The organism is Streptosporangium sp. NPDC048886 (genome assembly GCF_055586905.1).
This window is the reverse complement of record NZ_JBVJHH010000065.1, coordinates 17,864-39,596: the sequence shown is the minus strand read 5'-3', so window position 1 is coordinate 39,596 and position 21,733 is coordinate 17,864. Positions and strand designations below refer to the sequence as shown.

Annotated in this window: 18 protein-coding genes; 6 read left to right on the top strand and 12 right to left on the bottom strand. The window is 70.4% G+C overall.

What is annotated here, in order from left to right; all coding sequences use genetic code 11:
* Positions 1 to 399 precede the first annotated feature (399 nt).
* Positions 400 to 1,278, top strand: a complete 879-nt coding sequence (locus ACZ6R6_RS45505) for a hypothetical protein (RefSeq protein ID WP_470103364.1) — start codon at positions 400 to 402, stop codon at positions 1,276 to 1,278.
* Between the two features lie 241 nt (positions 1,279 to 1,519).
* Here ACZ6R6_RS45505 and ACZ6R6_RS45500 read toward each other — a convergent pair whose 3' ends face one another.
* Both ACZ6R6_RS45500 and ACZ6R6_RS45495 read right to left on the bottom strand, forming a co-directional pair.
* The gene (locus ACZ6R6_RS45500; protein ID WP_470103362.1) at positions 1,520 to 1,840 is read right to left on the bottom strand and encodes a hypothetical protein; all 321 of its coding nucleotides are present in this window, start codon (positions 1,838 to 1,840) and stop codon (positions 1,520 to 1,522) included.
* A 147-nt stretch (positions 1,841 to 1,987) separates the two neighbouring features.
* On the bottom strand, positions 1,988 to 2,311 hold the full coding sequence (locus ACZ6R6_RS45495) for a hypothetical protein (RefSeq protein ID WP_470103361.1): 324 nt from the start codon (positions 2,309 to 2,311) through the stop codon (positions 1,988 to 1,990).
* A gap of 380 nt (positions 2,312 to 2,691) precedes the next feature.
* On the opposite strand from ACZ6R6_RS45495, the gene ACZ6R6_RS45490 reads away from it, so the two are divergent.
* Complete coding sequence (locus tag ACZ6R6_RS45490; protein ID WP_470103359.1) at positions 2,692 to 2,838, top strand: hypothetical protein; 147 nt, start codon at positions 2,692 to 2,694, stop codon at positions 2,836 to 2,838.
* Positions 2,839 to 3,008: 170 nt separating this feature from the next.
* Here the strand turns inward: ACZ6R6_RS45490 and ACZ6R6_RS45485 are convergent, their stop codons facing one another.
* A complete protein-coding gene (locus ACZ6R6_RS45485) occupies positions 3,009 to 3,314 on the bottom strand; it encodes a hypothetical protein (protein ID WP_470103358.1) in 306 nt (101 codons plus the stop codon).
* Positions 3,315 to 3,727: 413 nt separating this feature from the next.
* Here ACZ6R6_RS45485 and ACZ6R6_RS45480 point away from each other — a divergent pair, with 413 nt between their 5' ends.
* Positions 3,728 to 4,276, top strand: a complete 549-nt coding sequence (locus ACZ6R6_RS45480) for a GNAT family N-acetyltransferase (protein ID WP_470103356.1) — start codon at positions 3,728 to 3,730, stop codon at positions 4,274 to 4,276.
* A 265-nt stretch (positions 4,277 to 4,541) separates the two neighbouring features.
* Here ACZ6R6_RS45480 and ACZ6R6_RS45475 read toward each other — a convergent pair whose 3' ends face one another.
* The 3 genes from ACZ6R6_RS45475 to ACZ6R6_RS45465 all read right to left on the bottom strand — a co-directional run bounded on the left by ACZ6R6_RS45475 (position 4,542) and on the right by ACZ6R6_RS45465 (position 7,117).
* Positions 4,542 to 5,333 (bottom strand): alpha/beta fold hydrolase, encoded by a 792-nt coding sequence (locus tag ACZ6R6_RS45475; protein ID WP_470103355.1) that lies wholly within the window; start codon positions 5,331 to 5,333, stop codon positions 4,542 to 4,544.
* Between the two features lie 351 nt (positions 5,334 to 5,684).
* Complete coding sequence (locus tag ACZ6R6_RS45470; RefSeq protein ID WP_470103354.1) at positions 5,685 to 6,023, bottom strand: glyoxalase superfamily protein; 339 nt, start codon at positions 6,021 to 6,023, stop codon at positions 5,685 to 5,687.
* Positions 6,024 to 6,145: 122 nt separating this feature from the next.
* The gene (locus ACZ6R6_RS45465) at positions 6,146 to 7,117 is read right to left on the bottom strand and encodes an ArsR/SmtB family transcription factor (RefSeq protein WP_470103352.1); all 972 of its coding nucleotides are present in this window, start codon (positions 7,115 to 7,117) and stop codon (positions 6,146 to 6,148) included.
* Between the two features lie 99 nt (positions 7,118 to 7,216).
* On the opposite strand from ACZ6R6_RS45465, the gene ACZ6R6_RS45460 reads away from it, so the two are divergent.
* Entirely contained in the window at positions 7,217 to 8,533 is a 1,317-nt protein-coding gene (locus ACZ6R6_RS45460; RefSeq protein WP_470103350.1) for an MFS transporter, read from the top strand.
* 234 nt (positions 8,534 to 8,767) lie between these two features.
* Here ACZ6R6_RS45460 and ACZ6R6_RS45455 read toward each other — a convergent pair whose 3' ends face one another.
* Together ACZ6R6_RS45455 and ACZ6R6_RS45450 are read right to left on the bottom strand one after the other, a co-directional pair.
* Positions 8,768 to 9,961, bottom strand: coding sequence for an FAD-dependent oxidoreductase (locus ACZ6R6_RS45455; RefSeq protein ID WP_470103349.1), 1,194 nt, complete (start codon positions 9,959 to 9,961; stop codon positions 8,768 to 8,770).
* A 346-nt stretch (positions 9,962 to 10,307) separates the two neighbouring features.
* Positions 10,308 to 10,904, bottom strand: coding sequence for a hypothetical protein (locus ACZ6R6_RS45450; RefSeq protein WP_470103347.1), 597 nt, complete (start codon positions 10,902 to 10,904; stop codon positions 10,308 to 10,310).
* 585 nt (positions 10,905 to 11,489) lie between these two features.
* Between ACZ6R6_RS45450 and ACZ6R6_RS45445 the strand changes: the two genes are divergently transcribed.
* Both ACZ6R6_RS45445 and ACZ6R6_RS45440 read left to right on the top strand, forming a co-directional pair.
* A complete protein-coding gene (locus ACZ6R6_RS45445; protein WP_470103346.1) occupies positions 11,490 to 15,092 on the top strand; it encodes a discoidin domain-containing protein in 3,603 nt (1,200 codons plus the stop codon).
* 255 nt (positions 15,093 to 15,347) lie between these two features.
* Positions 15,348 to 15,713, top strand: coding sequence for an STAS domain-containing protein (locus ACZ6R6_RS45440; protein ID WP_470103344.1), 366 nt, complete (start codon positions 15,348 to 15,350; stop codon positions 15,711 to 15,713).
* A 14-nt stretch (positions 15,714 to 15,727) separates the two neighbouring features.
* Here ACZ6R6_RS45440 and ACZ6R6_RS45435 read toward each other — a convergent pair whose 3' ends face one another.
* The 4 genes from ACZ6R6_RS45435 to ACZ6R6_RS45420 all read right to left on the bottom strand — a co-directional run bounded on the left by ACZ6R6_RS45435 (position 15,728) and on the right by ACZ6R6_RS45420 (position 21,675).
* On the bottom strand, positions 15,728 to 16,675 hold the full coding sequence (locus tag ACZ6R6_RS45435; protein ID WP_470103343.1) for an anti-sigma factor RsbA family regulatory protein: 948 nt from the start codon (positions 16,673 to 16,675) through the stop codon (positions 15,728 to 15,730).
* Positions 16,672 to 17,475, bottom strand: coding sequence for an MEDS domain-containing protein (locus tag ACZ6R6_RS45430; protein WP_470103342.1), 804 nt, complete (start codon positions 17,473 to 17,475; stop codon positions 16,672 to 16,674). The genes ACZ6R6_RS45435 and ACZ6R6_RS45430 overlap by 4 nt, the downstream gene beginning before the upstream one ends.
* A gap of 160 nt (positions 17,476 to 17,635) precedes the next feature.
* Complete coding sequence (locus ACZ6R6_RS45425) at positions 17,636 to 17,989, bottom strand: hypothetical protein (RefSeq protein WP_470103340.1); 354 nt, start codon at positions 17,987 to 17,989, stop codon at positions 17,636 to 17,638.
* A 137-nt stretch (positions 17,990 to 18,126) separates the two neighbouring features.
* Entirely contained in the window at positions 18,127 to 21,675 is a 3,549-nt protein-coding gene (locus ACZ6R6_RS45420) for a protein kinase domain-containing protein (RefSeq protein WP_470103338.1), read from the bottom strand.
* Positions 21,676 to 21,733 lie beyond the last annotated feature (58 nt).

Genomic DNA, 21,733 nt, shown 5'->3' with positions numbered 1-21,733 from the left:
AAACGGATGCAGTACCGTCCTGCGCTGCTCGACGGCTTCATCGCCCAGACCGGCCTGCTCCTCGAACCGCTGTAACTTCAGCCTTTCAGGCTCAGCGGCAGTGACACGGACTTCAACGTGTTCGTGCATCAGGTCTCCGTAGTAGTGGCATGAATAGCCCCCAAGGCTGCCCGAATCATCGGCGCTGATCCGTATGCTGTGGCTCACTCGCGAGGCAGGCGGAACGTGGAAAAGCGCCGTTTCCGAAGGCCGCGAGAAGTAACGGTCAGACAGGTGTTCCAGCAGGAGTACACGCCGTCTGCACAAACGGCCTTACCAACACCAGAGATCGGGACCTGACTGTGGTGCCCATCCGATACGCCTTGACCAGAACTCAGAAAGGTCGACATAGTCGGACGGGTGGAATATGAGGAATTGGCCTTTGGCGGTGACGACCCTGACCACGGACCAGGACTCGGCCCCTGGGTGGCGGCGCATACCAAGCTGCTGGCAATTTGCGCCGTAGCACTGGTGGTGCTCGGTCTGGCCGGGGCCGGCGGCTGGTATCTGTACGAGCGATCCTGGCTGCCCCAGCCTCCGCCGGACATCGCACTGTCCCCGTCCTTGGAGTTCGAGGTGGTCATGTGCGGATGCCCTGCCCTGGCTGCGGCGACTGTTGAACAACGGCAGGAAACCGAGGCCATGCTCCGGGCATTGCCCCAGGTGACGTCGGTCGAGGTGCGGAGCGGCCAGGATCTGTCCCATCAGTGGCGCAGAAGCTTCGAACGGATCGGTGACACCAGACGAGCGCAGAGTCTGGGCCTGTCCGGCGACGTCCTGCATGGCACTCTCCGTCGCGCTGAGGACTTCGCCGCCGTGGTCGAGAAGATGAGATCGGCGCCGAAGGTCTCCACCGTGTCGCGGTCGGGGGTGAATTTCTGGGCAGGCAGGGCTGAGGCTCAGATCTCTCTGTGTGGGAAGGACGTCATCTCCCAGGCCGCATCCGAGTGCCGGCAGACCCGGCGTGCGGGAGCGACGGGGACGGTCACTGAGAGGGAGAAGGCCGCGATCGTCGCTCGACTGCGGGACCTGCCCGGAGTGGAGACGATTTACTTCCAGGACCCCGGCCACGCCCTGAAACTCGCGAAGCTCTCCGACCCGAAGTCCGAGTCGGATGGGACCTACCCGGGTTCCTTCTTCGTCAAGTTCTCCGAACCGGCTCTCGCCCGCGCGATCGCCCCCGCCATCGGGCCGATGCCCGGCGTCCTGGCGGTGTGGCCGGTCTTGTCGAAGGAATGACGGCCGGGGATGTGGGGAGCTTTGCCGTGCGCAGGCGATTCGGTCACCGCAACGGTGACGAGTCCCACCCTGTGCTGCAACCGAGACCTACGCCAGCGCTGTCGTCGCGAGGCTCTGGCCGAGGAGTTCCACGAACGGTGCCTCACAGCCCGCAGAGCGCTTATCACACCGCCCCGAGCTATTCGACAAACGCTTATCCGGTGAAGTCGACCGATGCTTCCTGCCGGGAGCACAGAGATTACTAAGACCGCTTCACCGAAAGCGTCACCAGCACTATTCCCAGCACGAAAAATACATACGGCAGTACGAGCAATGCCAGGTCCGGTCCAGATCCCGGCTCCATCACGTCTTGACCCAGCGCTTCCATGACGCCGAAGGCCGCTATCAGAATCACTCCCCACCCATAGCGTCGAGGCTTACCGGGGTCACGGGGAAGGAAAGGCAAGCGAGGCACCCGATCGGCCACCAAGGTGTAGACGCCAAGCGCAGCAATCAGGCACGAGACTCCCAACAGAATTACCTGCGTCACTCTGAGATCCATCCAGATCAGCTCCTTCGCCATTCAGACAAACCACCCCCCTGAAAACAGCTTGCCGGATTGTCCTTGTAATGATCAAGAGCAGCGCTCCGCGCCGCCTCGCGGCCTGGGGGCCGGACCCGGCCGTCGGCGGCTGCGGCCGTGTTTCGCGGAGCCATCGACCCCTGAAGCTCAGCAGTGCTCTTCGACAAGCACCAAGCGCTCACCGCTCGACCGCGCCCACTCCGTCACCTCGATGACCACGCCGGGATCACTCCCGGCGTGGCTGTAACGACGCCGCTGATGCCCCCGCTCCGCAGGAGAGTCCGCCCACCTAACCGGCCCTGACATCCGCCAGGAGCCCACCCGTACTGAGGGGTCAGCGAACAGCTCGGCTGCGCGTTGGGCGTTGACGCCATAGGCACGCCCGACAACCCGCGTCCACTCCCGGCCCGCGTCGTCCCACAGCCGGTCATTGAGACGGCGATTGAGCTCGCCGCCCTTCCGCTTCGCCACGGTGCCACCATAGGCCCGAAGAAGCGCCTCCGGCGGGAGCCTCTGGCTCGTGGCCCGCTTTCCCTGCAGACGGATCACTGCGGATTCGACCCGCCGGGGGCATCGAGGTGCCCGCTTCGGCCTACGTGGAGGAACTGACCATGTTCCCGCGCAAGCCGGCTCTCATACCGCCATGGGTGATCACGGCGTGGTCCGAAGATGTGCTCCTGCCAGAAATCAGCTCCGCCCCACTTCGCCGACAGACAGAGACCTTGACCCGGCCGAGCCTCCTCTTGGGACCATGGTCGTGCGAACCGTCGGTCGAGGCGACGACCCGGGGCTGATCATCCTTGGCATGGCCGGGCACGAGGGAGGACGGCACCGGGAATGCTTTGATCTTCATGATGTCCACCGAGGAACCGGACGAGCAGGATGCCGGGGCGGACATGGACACATACTGCATCGTCCGAGAAGCCCCCACCTGGGACGAACTCGCCGCGAAGATCGGCCGAATCGGAGAGTGGGAGTTCGAGGACTACGAGGACTGAGGCTCCTGATACGGCCAGGCATGTGAGACCGCCATGTACCATCGGCGCTCCGATTCCGGGAGCCGACGGACCGCACGGCTCCGGACCGAGCTGGACTGATACGGACAGGCAATCCACGCGTGGCCTGCATGGTGAACCAGTCCGAACGGCTCTGGACAGCGTTCGAGGACCTATGGACCAGAAGGCGCGAGTCCATGCCAGTCGATCCAGGAGCGCAACCGACGGAGGATCTCACGCAAGTGAGCATCGTCGGCGAGTCCGGGAGGCGCCCATGGTTCAGTCCTGAGCTCGCTCTCGGCGTCGAGTTCGGCCCAGGTCTCCTCGAACGAGTCCCTGATGCTCAGTTCGCGGGGGTCGGCGGCCTCGAACAGGCCGCGGAGGTCTTCGACCAGCTTGGGCAGAGGGATCTCACCGGAGCCATAGAGGTCGATGCGCTCGACCATTTGGCCGATGAGCGCCCGCTGGTAGTCCTCCATGGCATCACCTTCTCGATCTCCCCGTCATTATGTCGACGGCCGGCCAGCGCGGGATATACGTGGGATGATCTTTATTTCGACTATGTAACCGACGTCGCAGATGTTCGTGACATGCGAGACTTTGCGGCCTACTTGAAGATCGAGAACAAGGGGGACTCACGGGGAGCTGCACCACTTCTCCACAGGTGGACGTTTCCCCAGCTCAGAGGGCAAGCCCGGTAGGGAATTCCCGAGCTGACAGCGCTGGTCCGACTGTCATCGCCCACAGTCCTCCAGAGCCTTGATCTTGCTGCCGTTGCCTCCGGCGGGAGAGCGGCTGCCCGGGCATGGGTCCTGGTCTGCGGCCTCTGGCCACTCCCGGACGGGACAGGAACGCGTTTGACCAATGCATGGCCGGTGGAGAGGATCAAGGAGTGCATATCGAGTTCTTGAGATTCTCGCTCGACGACGTAGAGCCGCTCGTCGATTTCCTGACCGGAGAAGAATGGCCATTCCATGCGGGAACTCAGGACCGGGAGACGGTCAAACGCCGAGCCGCCGAAGGCTTTTACGACAATGAGGAGACAAGAACGTTCTGGGTGCTGACAAACGGCGAGCGCGCGGGGTTGGTCAAGCTGCAGGACCTCGCCGACGACACACCCATGTTCGACCTACGGATACGGCAGGCTTGGCGGGGGCGGGGTATCGGCACGGCGGCGGTGGCCTGGCTGACCGGCCACCTCTTCACCGAACTGCCCGACATCATGAGGATCGAGGGCACGACTCGCCAGGACAACCACGCGATGCGGGCAATCTTCCGCAAGAGCGGCTACGCAAAGGAGTCGCACTACCGAGAGGCGTGGCCAGGCCCGGACGGCATATGTTATGACTCGATCGGCTACGCGATCCTTCGGCGTGACTGGCTTTCCGGGACGGTCACCCCCCCGGACTGGGACGACGAACCCGTAAGCCCAGACGGATGATCGGTCCGAGGTCCTGACCGCCCTCTCGAAGAGTCTGCCGGTCATGAAGCACCCGGATGAGCCTGAACCCAGCAGAGCACCCGCCATGACCGCGTGCCAGGCGCGTGCCAGAACAGGCGGGGCTCACGGAGAACCACAGAAACTCACGGAGAACCACGGGGACTCACGGTCACACGGCCCACCCTGACCTGCACCCCCGTTTTCCCAGCTCAGGGCAGCAGGGTCAGGAGACGATCCCGAGCTGACAGCGCGGGCCCGACGCCCGTCACCCGCTCCAGGATCCCTCGTCACACCGGGCGAGCTCTCCCACCAGGAGACGCGCCAACCCCTCCGGGTCCTCACGATGTGGGTCGTGCCCGGTGGGCAGGGAGACTGCCCGCACCGACGACGCCTCTCGCACGACGGCCTCCAGCTCGTGCTCCACCCATGCGCAGTACGCCTTCCAGGCAGGGACGAGAGGCTCGGGGAACACGCCCGCGAAGGCCGTCGCATCACCGCTGACGACAAGTAGCGGACAGCGCGCAGCGCGATAGGCGGCGAAGAGGTCGAGAGCGTCTATCTCTCGCATGACCTGAAGAAATGACTCCGGGAGCCCTTGCCCCATCTCGCCCAGGAAGGAGGTCATCTCCTGACACGCACGCGCTGCCGAGACCTCGTCCAGACCGTGGAAGTGCCCAGGCCGTGTCGGATTGCCGTGACCGTCGAGGTTGACCGCGAGCGGGCACTCCGGATGCTCCCCGGCCCAGAGCGTGGCGACCATGCCTCCCAGGGAGTGCCCGACGATCACCGGCCGGCGGAGTCCGAACTCCTCCACGACGGCGGCGACATCCACCAGCACCTCCCGCCACGACCAGGGCGCCGCACCCGACTCGCCGTGGCCACGTAGGTCCATGGCCACCGGCCGGAACCCCCTGTCCACGAGAAGCTCCGCGAAGACGTCCCAGTCCCTGCGAGTCCGCCCGCCACCATGCAGGAGAAGCACATCCCTGCCGTGCCCACCATGGTCTTCCGCCGCGACCGGCACATCGCTGATCACGAGTTTCCTGATCGTGCCCACGTCGCCCGCCGCCTTCCGCCCGCGCCTTGTCCGCCGCCCTTGTCCCGCGCCCTTGTCCACCGCCTGTCCACCGCCTGTCCGCCGCCCTTCGTAACGGCTCGGCGCAGCAGTCGCCACAGCTTTTCCCGCCGGACGGCGGCGTCATCGCGGCATGCCGAGGACGTCACACCGTGGTTCCCGTGCCGGGCGCGTGCCGGGACAGGCGGCGAGCCACCTCGGAGGCCCGGGTCGCGGATGCTTTCCGGACCCGGGTCTTCTCCGTTTCCAGGGTGTACTCCATGTTCCGTATTACGTGCGATCACGGCGAACCTCGCCCTTCACATCCGGGCGGCGCGTGCTTGGACGGCGCTGTCAGTCAGCGCTGCTGGGCGTCCCCACGCGGAGCCGGTTGCCGTCGGGGTCCTGCAGCTCGATCTCGCGTGCCCACGGAGCGTCCTGCACCTGGACGCCGAACTCGACGGCGACGGCGTCGACATCACGGACCCGGAGGTAGATCAACGTATTGGGGCGAGCGTCGCCCTCGTGCTCCGACAGGAAGATCCGGACGCGACCTCGCGCGACTTCGACGAACGCCGGGAGATCAAGCTGGAAGCGGTGTTCCCACTGTTTGACGAAGCCCAGGCGCTCATACCAGTCGACCGCTGCCCCGGCGTCCTTGACGTGAAGGATGGGGACGACCTCTTCATCCATGGGGTCATCTTTCCATCGTTCATCCACGGGGTCGTCTTTCCATCGCCCGAGGCCGTTCGCCTGCGCGGTGAACGTGGCCGGGCCGCCGGTGACCACCGCGCTCCGGCCGGGGGCCGTCCGGTTCAGACGGTCGCGGCGAGAAGGGATTCCGCGACCGCCGTGCGGGCGTAGAGGACCGAGCGCCCGGCACGGTGGGCGCTGACCATACCCGCGTCGCGCAGGGCGGTGAGGTGCTGGGAGACCCCGGCCGTGGAGATGCCGGTGCGGTGGGCGAGCTCGGTCGTGGAGGCCGGAGCCTCCAGCTCGGTCAGCAGGATGGTCCGGGAGCGGCCGAGGACCGCGGCGATCGCCTCGGTGCGCTTCACCGGGCGGTGCTCCCACAGCGTGCCGGTGCCCCGGGCGGGGTAGGCGAGCTGCGGCGGTCCCGGCGGACGCGACCAGGTGAGCGTGTGTACGGCGAAGGCGGAGGGGACCAGCAGCAGGCCCGGCCCGGTGGCCTCCCGGGTGATGCCGCAGTGCCTGCGGACCATCCGGAGGGTGTTGTCGTCCCAGCTCAGCGTGGAATGCAGGTCGTTGAAAAGGCGGCCCACGCCGTACTCGGCGACCTGGCGCACACGGTGGAAGACGTCCGCGTTCAGCACCACGCGGATCTTCGCCCAGTAGGGGGCGAGTGCCAGCTCCCAGTACGTCTCGATCTCCTCCGAGATCCGGGCCAGCCGCGTCTCCGGGTCCGCGCGCAGGGCCTGGCAGCGGGGTCCGGTGCGGCCGAGGTAGTCGAGGTCGCTCAGCACCTGGTCGGCCGGGGTGGCCCGGATGGCGGCGAGTTCGGCGTCGAGGGCGGGGGCCGGCTCGCGGGAGGGTGGGGTGAGGAAGTCGGGGAGATACCCGGCGGGCGGGATCAGCTCGGCCAGCCAGCCCGAGTCGAGCCCGGCCGCGGCCACCCGTGGCCGTACCTGATCGATCCAGGCGCGGTACACCGGATGCGCGGGGCCCGCTGTCAGCAGCCGGAAACTGGTGACGACCTCCCACATCGGCGAGACCGCGAACCGGGTCAGGGCCAGATCGTCGGCTGAGAAGGCCAGTTCGGCCAGCATGGCTACTCCGTGGATTCAGTGTGTGCCCAATCGGCTCCCTGGATTAAGCGTGAGCTTAATCATTGGTGGTGAGTGTACGGGGGACGCAGGATTCCCGTCATGCTCTCCACCTTCAGCGGCCTGCCCCGGACCGCTTGGATCGTCTTCGCCGGGACCGTGGTCAACCGGCTCGGTTACGTGGTCACGCCCTTCCTGGTCTTCTACCTCGGGAGCCGCGGCATCCCCACCGAGCAGATCCCGTACGTCCTGGGCGCGCTGGGCGCGGGCAACCTGATCGGCCCGGTGGTCGGCGGTCTGCTCGCCGACCGGCTGGGCCGACGCCCCACGATGCTGGCCGGGCTGATCGGGACGGCTGTCGCGCAGGGCCTGCTGTTCGCCGCTCCGAACGTGGTCACGCTGGCCCTCGCGGCCATGTTCCTCAGCGCGGCGGGCTCCATGGTCGGCCCGGCCTCCGGCGCGATGCTGACCGACGCGGTGACAGCCGAGCAGCGGCGCACCGCCTTCTCCCTGTTCCACTGGGCGGTCAACCTCGGCACCGCCGCGGCGGGGATTCTCGGCGGATTCCTGGCGTCGCACGGCTACTGGCTGCTGTTCGCGTTGGACGCGGTGACCTCGCTGGCGCACGCGCTCATCGTGGTCGCGCTGCTGCCCGGCGGACGCGGCGGCGCCGCCCGGGCCACCGGCTCCGGGAGCGGGACGGGCTACGGGGTGGTGTACCGGGATCCCCTGATGCGGGTGCTGCTCCCGCTGCTCGGCACCGGCCTGGTGGTCTACTCCCTCACCGAGGTCTGCCTGCCGCTGGCGATCCGCGACCGGGGGCTGCCCGCCACCACGCTCGGCCTGATGGCCACGCTCAACGCGGTCCTGGTGGTGGTGCTGCAGCCGGTCGCCACGAACGTCCTGGCCCGGCTCCCGCAGATCCCGGTCTATGTGGGGGCCAGCGCGCTCGCCGCGACAGGCATCGCGCTGACCGGGGTGGCGCACGACGCCTGGTCGTACGCCGGGACCGTCGTGCTCTGGTCGATCGGCGAAGCGATGGTCGGCGGCATCCCCGGAGCGATCATCGCGGGCCTCGCCCCGGCGGACGCCCGCGGCCGCTACCAGGGCAGCTACCAGTGGACCTGGGGCATCGCCCGATTCGTCGCCCTGGGTGTGGGCACCACCGTCTACGCCTCCGTCGGCCCCGCCGCGGTCTGGTGGTTCAGCGCCGTCGCGGGCATCGCCGCAGCTCTCGGAGTCGGAGCCCTGGCCCCGACGATCGCCCGCCGCATGGCCGCCACCGCCTCCGAGCCCGTGACCACCTCCGAGCCCGTGACCACCTGCGAGCCCGCCACCGCCTCCGAGCCCGTGACCACCTGCGAGCCCGTGACCACCTGCGAGCTCGCCACCGCCCCCGAGCCCACCGCCGCCCGCTAGGACGGTGAAGCCGGCTCTCCCGGCTTCACCGAGGGCCGCCGCGTGTCCGGTTCCCGCGCGAGCACGGCCGGCCCGTGCCAGGCCGGCAGCGCGTCTCACGGCACTCGCCGGGACGACCGGACCGGCGGCCACGGGGCGTCCGCTGTACGTTCGCCCGGGGAGACGACCGCCGTACGCTCGCCCGAGGGGACGTTTACCGTACCCTCGTCCGGCACACGGCGTGGCCGCCGACGTCTACGCCGGGAGCTTCGGCGCGGAGGCGGCGCGGCCGTGGTGCGGCCGTGCGGCGGCCGCCCGTACCGCGCCCGCCGCTGCGCGGATCGCACTGTTGATGGAGATCTCCCCGCGCATGCCCGGGGCGGCCACCATGTCGCCGGCGAGGAACACCCCGTCGCCCCGGTCGATCGCGGGGCGGTCGCGCCAGGTGTGTCCGGGGAGGTCCAGGGCTCCGGTGCGGCCCCGGGCCGTGGCGGACCGTTGCCAGGTCGCCCGCTCGCGCCAACCGGGCACGGCCAGGTCGGTGAGGGCCTCAAGGCGTAGCCGGGCGTCCGCCCGGCTCTCCCCGGAGCGCACCGGCATGTCGATCTGGAACAGGGACTCACCGGGCGGCGCCACCGTCGGATCCTGCATCGAGTAGCTCTCGTGGAAGCCGCCCCCGTCGAGGTCCCAGCAGATGAACAGGTCGCCGCCGCCCCGGGACACCGCGAGGTCGAGCATGACGCAGTGGCCGCTCTCCCAGCGCAGCGAGGCGTCCCCGAGCAGCGCGCGCGCCGAGGACAGCTCGGTCGCCACGATCGTGGGGTGACCGGGCAGCTCGGTGAGCCTGGACTTCAGCTCGACGCGCACGCCGAGCGCCCGCGCACGGGCCGCCAGCCGGTCGATCACCGCCTGCCATCCACCGACCACCCACCGCACCGCCGGGGGCTTGGGCGCGAACACCCGGCGCAACAGTTCCCACACGAAGGCCGCCGACAGCCGCCCGGTGTCGGCGTCGTAGGTCACCACGCTGATGGCGTTGGCGGCCTGGCGGGCGGTCTCCTCCCCGTAGCTCTCGGCCGCCCAGCCGAGGAAGTCGCGGTCGACGGGCGCCTTGCGGCCCCGGCCCAGCGTGACCATGCGGAGGAACCCGGCCGGCGGGCGGCGCCGCAGCCGCCCCTCCCACAGGAAACCCGCCCGCATCTCGCGCACCGGCGGCCTGCCCAGCTTCCCGGTCAGCCCCCGCTCGGCCAGCCATGTCCAGTGCGGACCGTCGGCGTAGAAGACATGCGCTCCCTCGTGGGCGACGTACGGGGCGGGTGTGCCGCGCCCGCGGCCGCCGAGGGAGGCGTGGGCCTCGTGCAGGGTCACCGCCGCCCCCGCCTCCGCGCTCGCGACGGCCGCCACCAGACCCGCCAGTCCCCCACCGATGACTGTGATCTCGCTGGACATCCTCGTCTCCTTCCGGCCCGCCACTCGGCCTGTCGCCCGGCCACCGCGGTCGGTCGCCGCCGGTCCCGAGCGCCCATCGGGCTCACCGCATGAGACGGACGCCGTCACGGCGGACGTGACACGCCGCGACATGACCCATGTCACAACGGCATGGTCCGCCTGTGGCCACGGCACCGCCGGATGCTGCCGAACCCGTGGCGGATGTGGCCCACCGCGTTCGTGGAGCATCCGGTGGTGGGACGCTGGGCGCTCCGGGAGCCGGCGGTCCGGACGGGCTGATGCCTACCGGGGACCGCTCCGGGCCCACCGGAGCTGTCCCGATCTCGCCAGGGAGGGGCGATCCCCGTCAGCGAGCGGTGCACGCCTGTTCGGCCAGGGCGGCCTGCCAGGGCGCGTTGACCCGGTATTTCGGCGCGATTTTGGACAGCAGCAGGGAGGCGTAGGCGATGCTCTCCCCGTCGTCCGTCCGCACCCGGATCGGTATCGGCCAGTCTCCCTGCTGGACGGCATCACAGCTGGTGATCTCATATTTGAGGGAGAATCTCACGCTCTGCGCGGGCTGCAGGACATAGGGGTCCCGCCTCTCGGGAGAGAGCAGTTTCAGTCCGGCCCCGCTCCGGCCGATCCCGGTGATGGTCACCGGGACCTCGTTCTGGCTGTGCACCCTCACGTCCATGGTGAACTGCGCCCATGTCTTGCGCCCGCGGCGAATGACATAGGTCGAGCTTTTGATCGACCCCAGTCTGAAGACGGCGGGCGTGGCCGGGACGGGCGGCGCATTCCGGGCGACGTCCGCGGCGGCCGCCGGAACGGCCGGGCAGAGGCCGCATGCCAACGTGAATGCCAGGCCACAGGCGGTCCGGCGCACCCCGCGACGCCGGCCGTCATTCATTTCACGATTCATGCGTAGATCATTCGCGACTTGGGTGAAAAGCAAACTCATGTCGCGGTCACGCTCGCCCTATGCCCTCCGCGGGCGGAACAGGCGGATCCGGCCGCACCACCGCCGTCGCAACCGGCACCGCCGTCACAGCCGCAGCCGCAGCCGGCGACGCCGTCGCCACCAGCACCGGCACCGCCGTCGCCGTCGTCGCCTTCACCGGCCCACCCCCGGCGGAATCTCCATCAGATCAGCAGCAAGTCGATATGCCATAGAAAACCGCCCTTTCCTAGCCGTTGACGCGGCTGTAGCACGTAGTTAACATTTGGCCAGCGCAACGCAAGATTTTTGCAAACTATTGTTACTTTCTAGCTGTTCCTCGCAATTTTTGGCAGGACACGCAGTGTCCGTGCGCCCGCTCCGCCCCCACGGAGAGGACCCAGTGATGTCGGCTCCGGCATTGCGTGTCCGATCGCCACCCGACGACTACGGTCGCGGACCCCGTCCGCCCAGGTTCCACGTAGTCCCGACGTTCACCCCCTCGCCGGTCCCGCCGGTCACCCCCTCCAGCGGCCGAGTGCGTCCCGCGGCGGAGGTCACCGCCTCCTCACCGCGCCCGTCGTTCCAGACGAGAGATAGAGGAACGCCATGAGAAACAAGCACGCAACGTCATTACGGCTGGTCGCTGCGGTGGTCGCGACCAGCCTGCTAGCTCTGTTCGGGCCCCTCTCCCCCGCCTCGGCGGCGGCCGACCCGAACCTGGCGGCGGGGAAGGCGGCCTCGGCCGGCAGCTCCAACAACCCCTACACGGCCGCCAACATCACCGACGGCAACCAGGCCACCTACTGGGAGAGCGCCAACAACACCTTCCCGCAGTGGGTCCAGGTGGACCTCGGCGCCTCGGTCAGCGTCAACAAGGTCGTCCTGAAACTGCCGCCGGCGGCGGACTGGGCCACCAGGACCCAGACTCTGAACGTGCAGACGAGCACGCTCGGCCCGCCCTTCACCACCGTCGTCCCGTCCGCGGGCCACACCTTCAACCCGGCCACGGGCAACACGGTGACGATCAGCTTCACCGCCGTCACCACCCGGTACATACGGTTGAACATCACGGCGAACACGGGCTGGCCGGCCGGGCAGCTGTCGGAGTTCGAGGTGTACGGCCCCGCCACCGGCGACCCGCAGGCGCCCACCGCGCCGGCCGATCTGGCCTACACCCAGCCCGCCCCCGGCCAGATCAAGCTGACCTGGAGCGCCTCCACCGACAACGTGGGCGTGACCGGCTACGACGTCTACGCCAACAACGTCCTGCGCGGCAGCGTGGCGGGCAACGTCCTGACCTACACCGACAGCCAGCCCGACACCGCGACGGTCTCCTATCACGTCAAGGCGAAGGACGCCGCGGGCAACCAGTCGGCCGCCGGCAACACCGTCACCCGCAACGGCAGCGGGGGCGGCTCGAACCTGGCCGCCGGCAAGCCGATCACCGCCTCGTCCTCGGTCTTCACCTTCGTGGCCACCAACGCCAACGACAACAATGTGACCACCTACTGGGAGGGCAACGGCGGCAGCTACCCCAACACGCTCACGGTGCAGTTGGGCGCGGACGCCGACGTCAACTCGGTCGTGCTGAAGCTCAACCCCGACAGCGCGTGGGCGACGCGCACGCAGACCATCCAGGTCCTCGGGCGCGGGCAGAGCTCCTCCTCCTTCGCCAACCTGTCCTCGGCGGCGGTCCACACCTTCAACCCCGCCTCCGGCAACACCGTGACGATCCCGGTCGCCGGCAGGGTCGCAGACGTCCAGCTCAAGATCACCACGAACTCCGGCGCGCCCGCCGGGCAGGTCGCCGAGTTCCAGGTCATCGGTACCCCCGCCCCGAACCCGGACCTGACGATCACGGGCATGTCGTCGGCTCCCGCGGCTCCGGTCGAGACCGACTCCGTCACGCTGTCGGCCACGGTCAAGAACACCGGGACGGCGGCCTCCGGCGCGACGGACGTCAACTTCTACCTGGGCACCACCAAGGTCGGCACCGCCTCGGTCGGCGCGCTGGCCGCGGGCGCCTCCAGCACCGTCTCCGCCGGCGCCGGGCCCCGTGACGCGGGCAGCTACCCGCTGAGCGCCAAGGTCGACGAGGGTGGCGACGTCATCGAGCAGAACGAGACGGACAACGCCTTCACCAACCCCTCCCCGGTCGTCGTCAGGCCCGTCGACAGCTCCGACCTGGTCGTCTCCCCCGTCAACTGGACGCCGAGCAACCCGGCGAACGGCGACGTCGTGACCTTCTCCGTCGCGATCAAGAACCAGGGCACCGTGGCCTCCGCGGGCGGCGCCCACGGCATCACGCTGACGGTCACCAACACGGCGACCGGCGCCGTCGTGCGCACGCTGACCGGCTCCCACATCGGCGCGATCGCCGCCGGCGCCACCGCCAACCCCGTCAACCTGGGCACCTGGACGGCCGCCAACGGCAAGTACGGCGTCAAGGTGGTGCTGGCCGACGACGCCAACGAACTGCCGGTGAAGCGGCAGAACAACACCAGCACACACCCGTTCTTCGTCGGGCGGGGCGCGAACATGCCCTACGACATGTACGAGGCCGAGGAGGCCGTCGTCGGCGGCGGGGCGGCTGTCATCGGCCCGAACCGGACCGTGGGCGACCTGGCGGGCGAGGCGTCCGGCCGCAGGGCGGTGACGCTGAACTCGACGGGCAGCTACGTCGAGTTCACCGCCAAGGCGGACACCAACACCCTCGTCACGCGCTTGTCCATCCCGGACGCGCCGGGCGGCGGCGGGATCGACTCGACGCTCAACGTCTACGTCAACGGCACCTTCCTCAAGCCCATCAACCTGACCTCCAAGTACGCCTGGCTGTACGGGAACGAGACGGCTCCCGGCAACTCGCCGGGGGCGGGCGGGCCGCGTCACATCTACGACGAGGCCAACCTCATGCTCGGGACGACCGTCCCGGCCGGCAGCAAGATCAGGCTGCAGAAGGACCCGGCCAACACGACGACGTACGCGATCGACTTCATCAACCTCGAGCAGGTGTCGCCGGTCGCCAACCCCGACCCCGCCAAGTACACGGTGCCGGCGGGCTTCGCCCACCAGGACGTGCAGAACGCGCTCGACAAGGTCCGGATGGACACCACGGGCGCCCTCGTCGGTGTCTACCTGCCGCCTGGCACCTACCAGACGGCGAGCAAGTTCCAGGTGTACGGCAAGGCCGTCAAGGTGATCGGCGCCGGTCCCTGGTACACGCAGTTCCGCGCGCCGTCGACCCAGGACAACACCGACGTCGGATTCCGCGCGGACGGGACGGCGAAGGGGTCCACGTTCGCCGGCTTCGCCTACTTCGGCAACTACACCTCGCGCATCGACGGCCCGGGCAAGGTGTTCGACTTCTCCAACGTCTCCGACGTGGTGATCGACAACATCTGGAACGAGCACATGGTCTGCCTGTACTGGGGCGCGAACACCGACCGGGTGACGATCAAGAACTCCCGGATCCGCAACATGTTCGCCGACGGCATCAACATGACCAACGGCAGCACGGACAACCTCGTCACCAACAACGAGGCCCGGGCCACGGGTGACGACAGCTTCGCGCTGTTCTCGGCCATCGACGCGGGCGGCTCCGACATGAAGGGCAACGTCTACGAGAACCTGACGTCCATCCTGACCTGGCGCGCGGCCGGCGTCGCGGTCTACGGCGGATACGACAACGTCTTCAGGAACATCTACATCGCCGACACGCTGGTCTACTCCGGCATCACGATCAGCTCGCTCGACTTCGGCTACCCGATGAACGGCTTCGGCGCCGACCCGCCGACGAGGTTCGAGAACATCTCGATCGTCCGGGCCGGCGGCCACTTCTGGAACGGGCAGACCTTCCCGGGGATCTGGGTCTTCTCCGCCTCGAAGGTGTTCCAGGGGATCCGCGTGAGCGACGTGGACATCGTGGACCCGACCTACAGCGGCATCATGTTCCAGACGAACTACGTGGGAGGACAGCCGCAGTTCCCGATCAAGGACACCGTCTTCACGAACATCTCGATCTCGGGCGCCCAGAAGAGCGGAGACGCCTACGACGCCAAGTCCGGGTTCGGCATCTGGGCCAACGAGATGCCGGAGACCGGCCAGGGGCCGGCGGTCGGCTCGGTGACCTTCGACAACCTGAGGCTGAGCGACAACGCCACGAACGTGAAGAACACGACGTCGACGTTCACCATCACCACCAACCCGTAGGCCGGCAGGCCGGCGGAGCGGACAGTCGCATGTGAGAAGGGACAGGAGTGCCGCCGGGGCCGCCCCCGGCGGCACTCTCGTCCCGCCCGGCGGCAGAGCCGCCCCGGCCCGGTTCCCCGCCCGGCCCTACTCCGAATTACTCCCGGAACAGGCCAATCTCCTACGATTCTCAGTCATCATGGATCGACGGAGCCGCATACCTGGTAGGACAGGGGGAACACCCGCCCTGTGAACTGCGGGTCTAAGGAGTTCTCGATGTCATCCGAAGGCGCGGCCACGCTCCTCATCTCGTCCGGCTCACACGGAGACGCCACCGTCGTCCGCGCGGTCGGCGAGCTGGACTACGACTACGCGCCGATGTTCCGGCGGGAGCTCGCCCAAGTATGGAGCGGCGACCCCGACGCGACACCGACGCTCGTCCTCGACCTCACCGGACTCACCTTCTGCGACTCCACCGGGCTCGCCGAGCTGCTGTGGATCCTGCGCAGGAGCCAGGAGACCAAGACCGTCCTGTCCCTGGCCGGGGTGAACCGCACCCTGCGCCACATGCTGACCACCACCGGGCTCCTGCCCTATTTCACGATCTTCACCTCCGTGGAGGAGGCCCTGCGGGACCGGTGACGTCGCCACCGAGCTCAGACCGGGGGGATGGCGATGTGCAGGCGGACGGTCGTGCCGCTCTCCGGGGCGGACCGGACCTGGACCAGGTCGCACAGCTGGTGGACGAGCCACATGCCCCGGCCGCTCAGCGGACCGGGGGCCGGGACCATGCGGCCGGCCAGGAGGTCGGTCATCACCCCGTCGTCGTGGAACTCGCAGACGAGCGTGCCCTCCTGCACCCAGGTGCGGAGGGTCCCGTACCCGCCCCCGTGGGCGATGCTGTTGCCGGCCACCTCGGTGACCGCCACGAGAGTCTCCCTCAGCCGCTCCCCCCGCAGGCCGTGCGGCAGGGCGCAGGCGGACACCTTGTCCCGGACGGCCGCGAGGTCTCCCCTGCCGTAGCGGAACTCCTTCGACGGGTCGCAGGCCGGCTCCAGCTCCTCCCAGGCGAAGGGCGCCTGGACGTAGTCCGGGTGCTCCCGGTGGACGCCCTGCTCCAGGGCGAACGGGTGGCACCGGCTGACCGCCCGGATGATCCCGGGGTCGACCGTGTCGGTGTCGTAGGGGCACAGCAGCCACCACGCCGGCGAGCCGGTGAAGGCCAGGTTCAGCAGCCACTCGTGGTAGCGCAGCTCCTCGATCTCCGCGGCGCCGCGCCCGCTCCAGTCGGTCTCGCCGATCCCCCGCACCGGACGCCCCTGCTCCGTCCGCTCGCTGATCCACCGCTGCCAGGCGGGGATGAGCCGGGCGGGGTTGCGGCCCAGTTGGGAGACGTCCAGGAACACCACGCGGGGGTCGGAGCCGACCGACTCGGCGCGCAGGATCTGCTCCCTGCTCTCGGGCACCGACACCAGGACGGCCTCGTCGGCGGCCAGCGCGTCTTCGATGAAGGACAGCGCCCCGTCGAGGAACTGCGCCTCCCCCGAGTAGGAGTAGAGCTCGTGGCGGAGGCCCACCTCCGCACCGGTGACTTGGGTGGTCATGGCGTCAGCTCCACGGGAGCCTCGTAGGTGCTGTAGCCGAGCATCTCCCAGCACGACCGCACTGTCGGGTTCGCGCCCTCGACCGTGATGCTGCTGACGGGGGCACGGGCGGCGGCCTCCACGAGTGCGCGCATCCCCGCGGCGTCCATCAGCTCCAGCTCGTCGAAACGGAGCCGCAGCACCGGAGAGAGCACCGCGGCGGCGGCCAGTGCGGCGCTGAAGGCCGCGGCGCCGTCGGAGTCGACCACCCCGCACACGCTCCAGCGGCCCGGACCCGAGTTGAACATCCGGAACGACGGCCCCGCCCAGCCGCTGCCCAGCTCGCGAGGGTGAACACAGGCCACGTGGTCCAACGTGGCGGCGCCGAAGCGGTCACGGCCGTAGGCGCACACCATGATGGCCGCGCTGTCGGCCACGAACTCGTCGAGGCGCAGCTCGTGGTCGATCAGCATGTCCAGGCCCGCGTCCGGCGGCACGAGCTCGTCCATCACGGCGAGCACGCGGAGCGCGCGGTAGCCCTGGCGCCCCGCCCTGACCGCCTCGCGCCGCACCAGGCCCAGCATCGCACTCATGTCCGGCACCGGATCCACGCCACGGACCAGCCGCGGGTCGACCACCATCGCGTCCCGCAGGATGCCGGCCGACGGAGCGGGGTCCAGCGACGACCCGACGATGACCACCTTGTCACCGAAGAGCTCGCCGTCGGCCAGGAACGTCGAGGTGGCGGCCGTGTATCCCTGGGCCGGATCGACGACCCAGCACACGTGCTCGCCGACATCCACCGGATCAAGTGTCGGCATGGCCCCTGACTTGCGCACCGCGAACTCACCTCGCCTTCGCTGTGACACCCGGCGCCAGTTTATTCCGTCCGTACGGCACCGCAGGTCGTGCGCCGGCCGGCGGGAGTCCCGAGGGGACCGCCGGGCGGCCCCGGGGGCCCCGGGGGGCGCCGTCACGGGGTCAGAGGGACTCCAGCGGGATGACGTCCTCGTCGTAGGCGGCCAGGAGGGCGGCCGCGACCTCCGTCACGTCCAGCTCCACGACGACCTCGGCGCCGGAGGCGACGCCGCGGTCCGACACCGCGAGGCCGATCAGCGCCAGGGACGCCGCGCGGTCCCGGACCCGGGCCTGCTCGACGGTCTCCTCGCCCACCTCCGCCTCCTCGTCGCGGTCCCACGCGGCGACCGCGGCCCGCGCCAGGTCGCCGGACAGCCGTACGGTGAGGCGTGCGATCTGGGGGTCGAGGAAGCGTCCGATCTCGGCGAGCACCGCCGAGTCCTGGCGGTACCTGGTGTATTCCTGACTCTCATCCACGGCACGAGCCTACGCAGCGCCGCCGTCCGAGACTTCCGAACCGTCCATGTGCCGTGGCCGATCCGGGCGGGCCGCGCCCGTCCGCGCCGCCCGCTCGCCGCCCCGCCCCATCAGCCGCAGACCTCGCGGTGGGCCCGTCAGCCGCAGGTCTCGCGGTAGGGGACGCCGGGGATGAGCCGCTCCCACTCCGCCGCCCGCAGGCCCGTGCCGGTCCGGGCGCAGACCGACTCGGCGACCAGGGAGGGGTCCACCGGCAGGCGGCTGACCGAGCCGTCGCGGGCCACCGCGTTGAGGACGCGGCCGTCCGGGCTGAAGGCCAGGTCGAGGGCGGCCGCACCGGCCGGAAGGGAGCCGATCTCCCGCTGGGCGGCCAGGTCCCACAGGCGCACCCCGTCTCCGTCTCCCGCCGTGACGAGCACCCGGCCGTCGGGGGAGAAGCGCAGGAGCTGCTGGGACCCCCTGACGCCCAGGACGCCCAGCCGCGCACCGCGCTCGACGTCCCACAGCAGCACGCGCTGGTCGGCGAGCCCGAGGGCCAGGACTCGGCCGTCCGGGCTGAAGGCGGCGGCCTGGACGTCCGGGCCGCCGACCCCGGCGGGACCGCGGAGCGTCCGCCCGCCGGGGAGCGCGACCAGGTCGGCCCCCACCGAGAGCACCCCTCCCCCGGAGCCGCGGAAGGCCAGGCTCTGGACGGACGGCACGTCCACCGTCGCGGTGATCCGGCGCGCACGCACGTCCCAGATCCGCACCCTCCCCTCGCCCGCGCCGTCCGCGTCGGTCACACCCGCCGCGAGCGTGCGGCCGTCTCCGCCGAACGCCAGGGCGGTGACCGCCCCGGCCCCGGCCGCGGCCCCGGTGTTCAGGGTGGCCAGGCTCTTGCGGGTGGCGACCTCCCACAGGGTCACCGCCGAGCCGTCCCGGCGGGGGACGGCGAGCGTCCTGCCGTCCGGGCTGAACGCCCCGGCCGAACCCGCGTCGACGCTCAGCGGGCCGCCGATCGGGGCCAGCCGGGTGGGGTCCCAGAGTCGGACCACGCCCAGGTTGGCGTAGGCGAGCACCCGGCCTCCGGGGGCGAACACCGCGCTCTCCCAGCCGCTGCGCTCCTGCGGCACGTTCAGGGTGTCGGTGTGGGTGACGGCGCTGACGTCGATCGAGACGACCGAGCCGTATCCGGTCGGATACCGCAGCGTCCGGCTGTCGGCGGTGAACCGCGCGTTCCCGGCGGCCGCCAGGGGAAACCGCGCGGATATGGTGCGGTCGGCCACCTTCCAGAGGAAGAGTGCCTCCTCCGCCTGCTCCGCGAGGAAGCGGCCGTCCGGGCTGAAGGTGAGCGCGCCGCCGCCGGTGCTCGCGAAGTCCTCCCCCCGCCGGCTCCCGTCGGCGGGGTCGAGCAACGTGATCGAGGTGTCGCCGCCGACCGCGAGGGTCGAGCCGTCCGGGCTGAAGGCGAGTTGCGGCGCCCCCCGCTCCCCCCGGGAGCTGACGGGACCGCCGGCCTTCCGGACGAACACCCGCCTCCCCCTGGTCAGGTCCCAGACCTCGACGCTGCCCTGACGCCCGGCCACGGCCGCCCACCGGCCGTCGGGCGAGACGGTCCCCTCCGGTTCGAACCCGGTCGCCGAGACCAGCGGCCCGCCCCCGTCCAGCGGACGCATCACCAGCGTGCCGGGGCCGACGGCCGAGATCAGCCGCCGCTCCGGCTCCAGCTCCGCCCGCGCCCCCTCGGGGATCGCCGGGCCGAAGGCCCGGCCCGTGGCGCTGTCCCAGAGCCGCCCGCCGACCTGGACGGTCGAGCCGTCGGGGCTCGCCGCGGTCACGACGGCGAGCTTCCCCACCCCCTTGAACGTCCGGACCGGCCGGTGGGTGGCCACGTCGTACATGCGGACCTCGCCGCCGTGGGCCCGCACGAGCGTCCGCGCGTCGGGCGTGAGGACGTAGGAGGCCCTGGAGGTGGCGTCGGGGTCGGTGAACACGTCGACCTTCACCTGGGCCAGCGCGGCCTGCAGCGCGGAACGCGCCTCCGGCACCTGGGCGATCCGCCAGGCGGCCACGCTGAGCCGCATGGCCGTACGGGGGTCGGAGTCGCGCAGGTCGTCGGCGCGCGCGGCGGCGGCCCGGGCCGCCGACTCGTCCCGCTGCCGCTGCAGATCCTCGGTCTGAGCGGCGAGAGTCTGGCGCTGCCGCAGGGCGATCGCGGTCACGCCCAGCGAGAAGGCGAGCAGCACGGCCATCCCCGCGGTGACCAGCCGCCGCCTGTTCCGGCGCCGCCGCTCCACGGCCGAGGCGGCGTCGAGGAACCGCCGCTCCCTGAGGTTGACCCCCAGATAGCGCCGCTCGGTCGCGGCCCACTGCAGCGTCTCCCGGAGCGCCTCCCCCTGGTAGAGATCTCCCGGGGACCGTCCGCGCTCCTCCCAGACCCGGGCCGCCTCGGCCAGCCGCCGGTGCACCGGCAGCCCGTCGCGCTCGGCCGCCAGCCACTCCCGCAGCCGGGGCCAGGCCCACGGCAGGGCGGCCCCGGCCGGAACGGCCGTGGTGCCCTCCCTGATCAGCAGCCCCGCTCCGGCGAAACGGGCGATCACCGGCTCGTCCTCCGGCCCGCACTCGACGCGCTGGATCGAACCGTCACCGATCATGCGGAGCAGCACCCCGGGCGCGTCGGCCTGCTGCTGGGGCGTCAGCGCGCTGAACGCCTCCTCGGCGATCACACCGAGCGCGGGAAGCCCGGATCCGGGCGGCAGGACCTCCCGTGCGGCCCGCACCCCCGCCCTGAGGTCCTCGGCCTCCCGCTCCTCGGCCGCCGGAGCCGGCGAGGTCTCGGACGGGGGCCCGCCGGCCGTCCCCGCTCCGGGCACGGCCGGGCCGGCCGTACCGGCCGTCCGGTCCTCGCCGCCCAGCAGGCCCATCAGCAGCGCGTGCGCGGTCGGGCGGTCGGCCGCCGCCTTGGCCAGCGCGGCGGCCATCAGCGAGCGCAGCGGCTCGGGGATGTCGCCGAGGTCGGGGTCGACGGTGAGCACCCGGTGCATCACGCCGCCCAGGCTCTCGGCCTGGAACGGGTCCTTGCCGGTGGCCGCGTACAGCAGCACCCCGCCCCAGGCGAACACGTCCGCCGGGGGGCCCGCCCGCTGCCCGACGAACACCTCGGGCGCCATGTACGTCGGCGTCCCCGCGACGACGCCCGTCGTGGTCAGCGACATCTCGTCGGTCCTGGCCACGCCGAAATCGATCACTCGGGGCCCGTCCGGGCCGAGCAGCACGTTCTCCGGCTTGAGGTCGCGGTGGACCACCCCCGCGCGGTGGATCGCGGTCAGCGCGGTGGCCAGCGCGGTGGCCAGCCGGTGCAGGGCGTCGCCGGCGTAGGGGCCGGCCTCGCGGACCGCCGCCCGCAGGTCGGGCCCGGCGACGAACTCGCTGACGATGTACGGCCTGGCCGCGTCGGAGTCCACCGCGAGGATCCGGGCGGTGCAGAACGACGCCACCCGGCGGGCCGCCTCCGCCTCCTTCGCGAACCTCACCCGCAGCCCCGAGTCGGCCGCCACGTCCCCGTGCAGCACCTTGATCGCGACCCGGCCGCCCTCGGCGTCATATGCCTCGTAGACGATCCCCTGGCCACCCGCGCCCAGCCGGCCGGCCGGGCGGTATCCGCCCAGCCGCAGAGGGTCACCAGGTGCGAGCGGCGTCAATCCCATGCTGTGCGAACCCCCGTGCCCGACAACGTCATCCATTAGACGCCGGGGAGCTCGGAGA

What these genes read in the sequence shown, in the direction of transcription:
- ACZ6R6_RS45500 (WP_470103362.1), bottom strand. Translation starts at nt 1,840, where the DNA reads ATGGCGAAGGAGCTGATCTGGATGGATCTCAGAGTGACGCAGGTAATT.
- ACZ6R6_RS45490 (WP_470103359.1), top strand. Translation starts at nt 2,692, where the DNA reads ATGATGTCCACCGAGGAACCGGACGAGCAGGATGCCGGGGCGGACATG.
- ACZ6R6_RS45485 (WP_470103358.1), bottom strand. Translation starts at nt 3,314, where the DNA reads ATGGAGGACTACCAGCGGGCGCTCATCGGCCAAATGGTCGAGCGCATC.
- ACZ6R6_RS45470 (WP_470103354.1), bottom strand. Translation starts at nt 6,023, where the DNA reads ATGGATGAAGAGGTCGTCCCCATCCTTCACGTCAAGGACGCCGGGGCA.
- ACZ6R6_RS45465 (WP_470103352.1), bottom strand. Translation starts at nt 7,117, where the DNA reads ATGCTGGCCGAACTGGCCTTCTCAGCCGACGATCTGGCCCTGACCCGG.
- ACZ6R6_RS45460 (WP_470103350.1), top strand. Translation starts at nt 7,217, where the DNA reads ATGCTCTCCACCTTCAGCGGCCTGCCCCGGACCGCTTGGATCGTCTTC.
- ACZ6R6_RS45455 (WP_470103349.1), bottom strand. Translation starts at nt 9,961, where the DNA reads ATGTCCAGCGAGATCACAGTCATCGGTGGGGGACTGGCGGGTCTGGTG.
- ACZ6R6_RS45450 (WP_470103347.1), bottom strand. Translation starts at nt 10,904, where the DNA reads ATGAGTTTGCTTTTCACCCAAGTCGCGAATGATCTACGCATGAATCGT.
- ACZ6R6_RS45445 (WP_470103346.1), top strand. Translation starts at nt 11,490, where the DNA reads ATGAGAAACAAGCACGCAACGTCATTACGGCTGGTCGCTGCGGTGGTC.
- ACZ6R6_RS45440 (WP_470103344.1), top strand. Translation starts at nt 15,348, where the DNA reads ATGTCATCCGAAGGCGCGGCCACGCTCCTCATCTCGTCCGGCTCACAC.
- ACZ6R6_RS45435 (WP_470103343.1), bottom strand. Translation starts at nt 16,675, where the DNA reads ATGACCACCCAAGTCACCGGTGCGGAGGTGGGCCTCCGCCACGAGCTC.
- ACZ6R6_RS45430 (WP_470103342.1), bottom strand. Translation starts at nt 17,475, where the DNA reads ATGCCGACACTTGATCCGGTGGATGTCGGCGAGCACGTGTGCTGGGTC.
- ACZ6R6_RS45420 (WP_470103338.1), bottom strand. Translation starts at nt 21,675, where the DNA reads ATGGGATTGACGCCGCTCGCACCTGGTGACCCTCTGCGGCTGGGCGGA.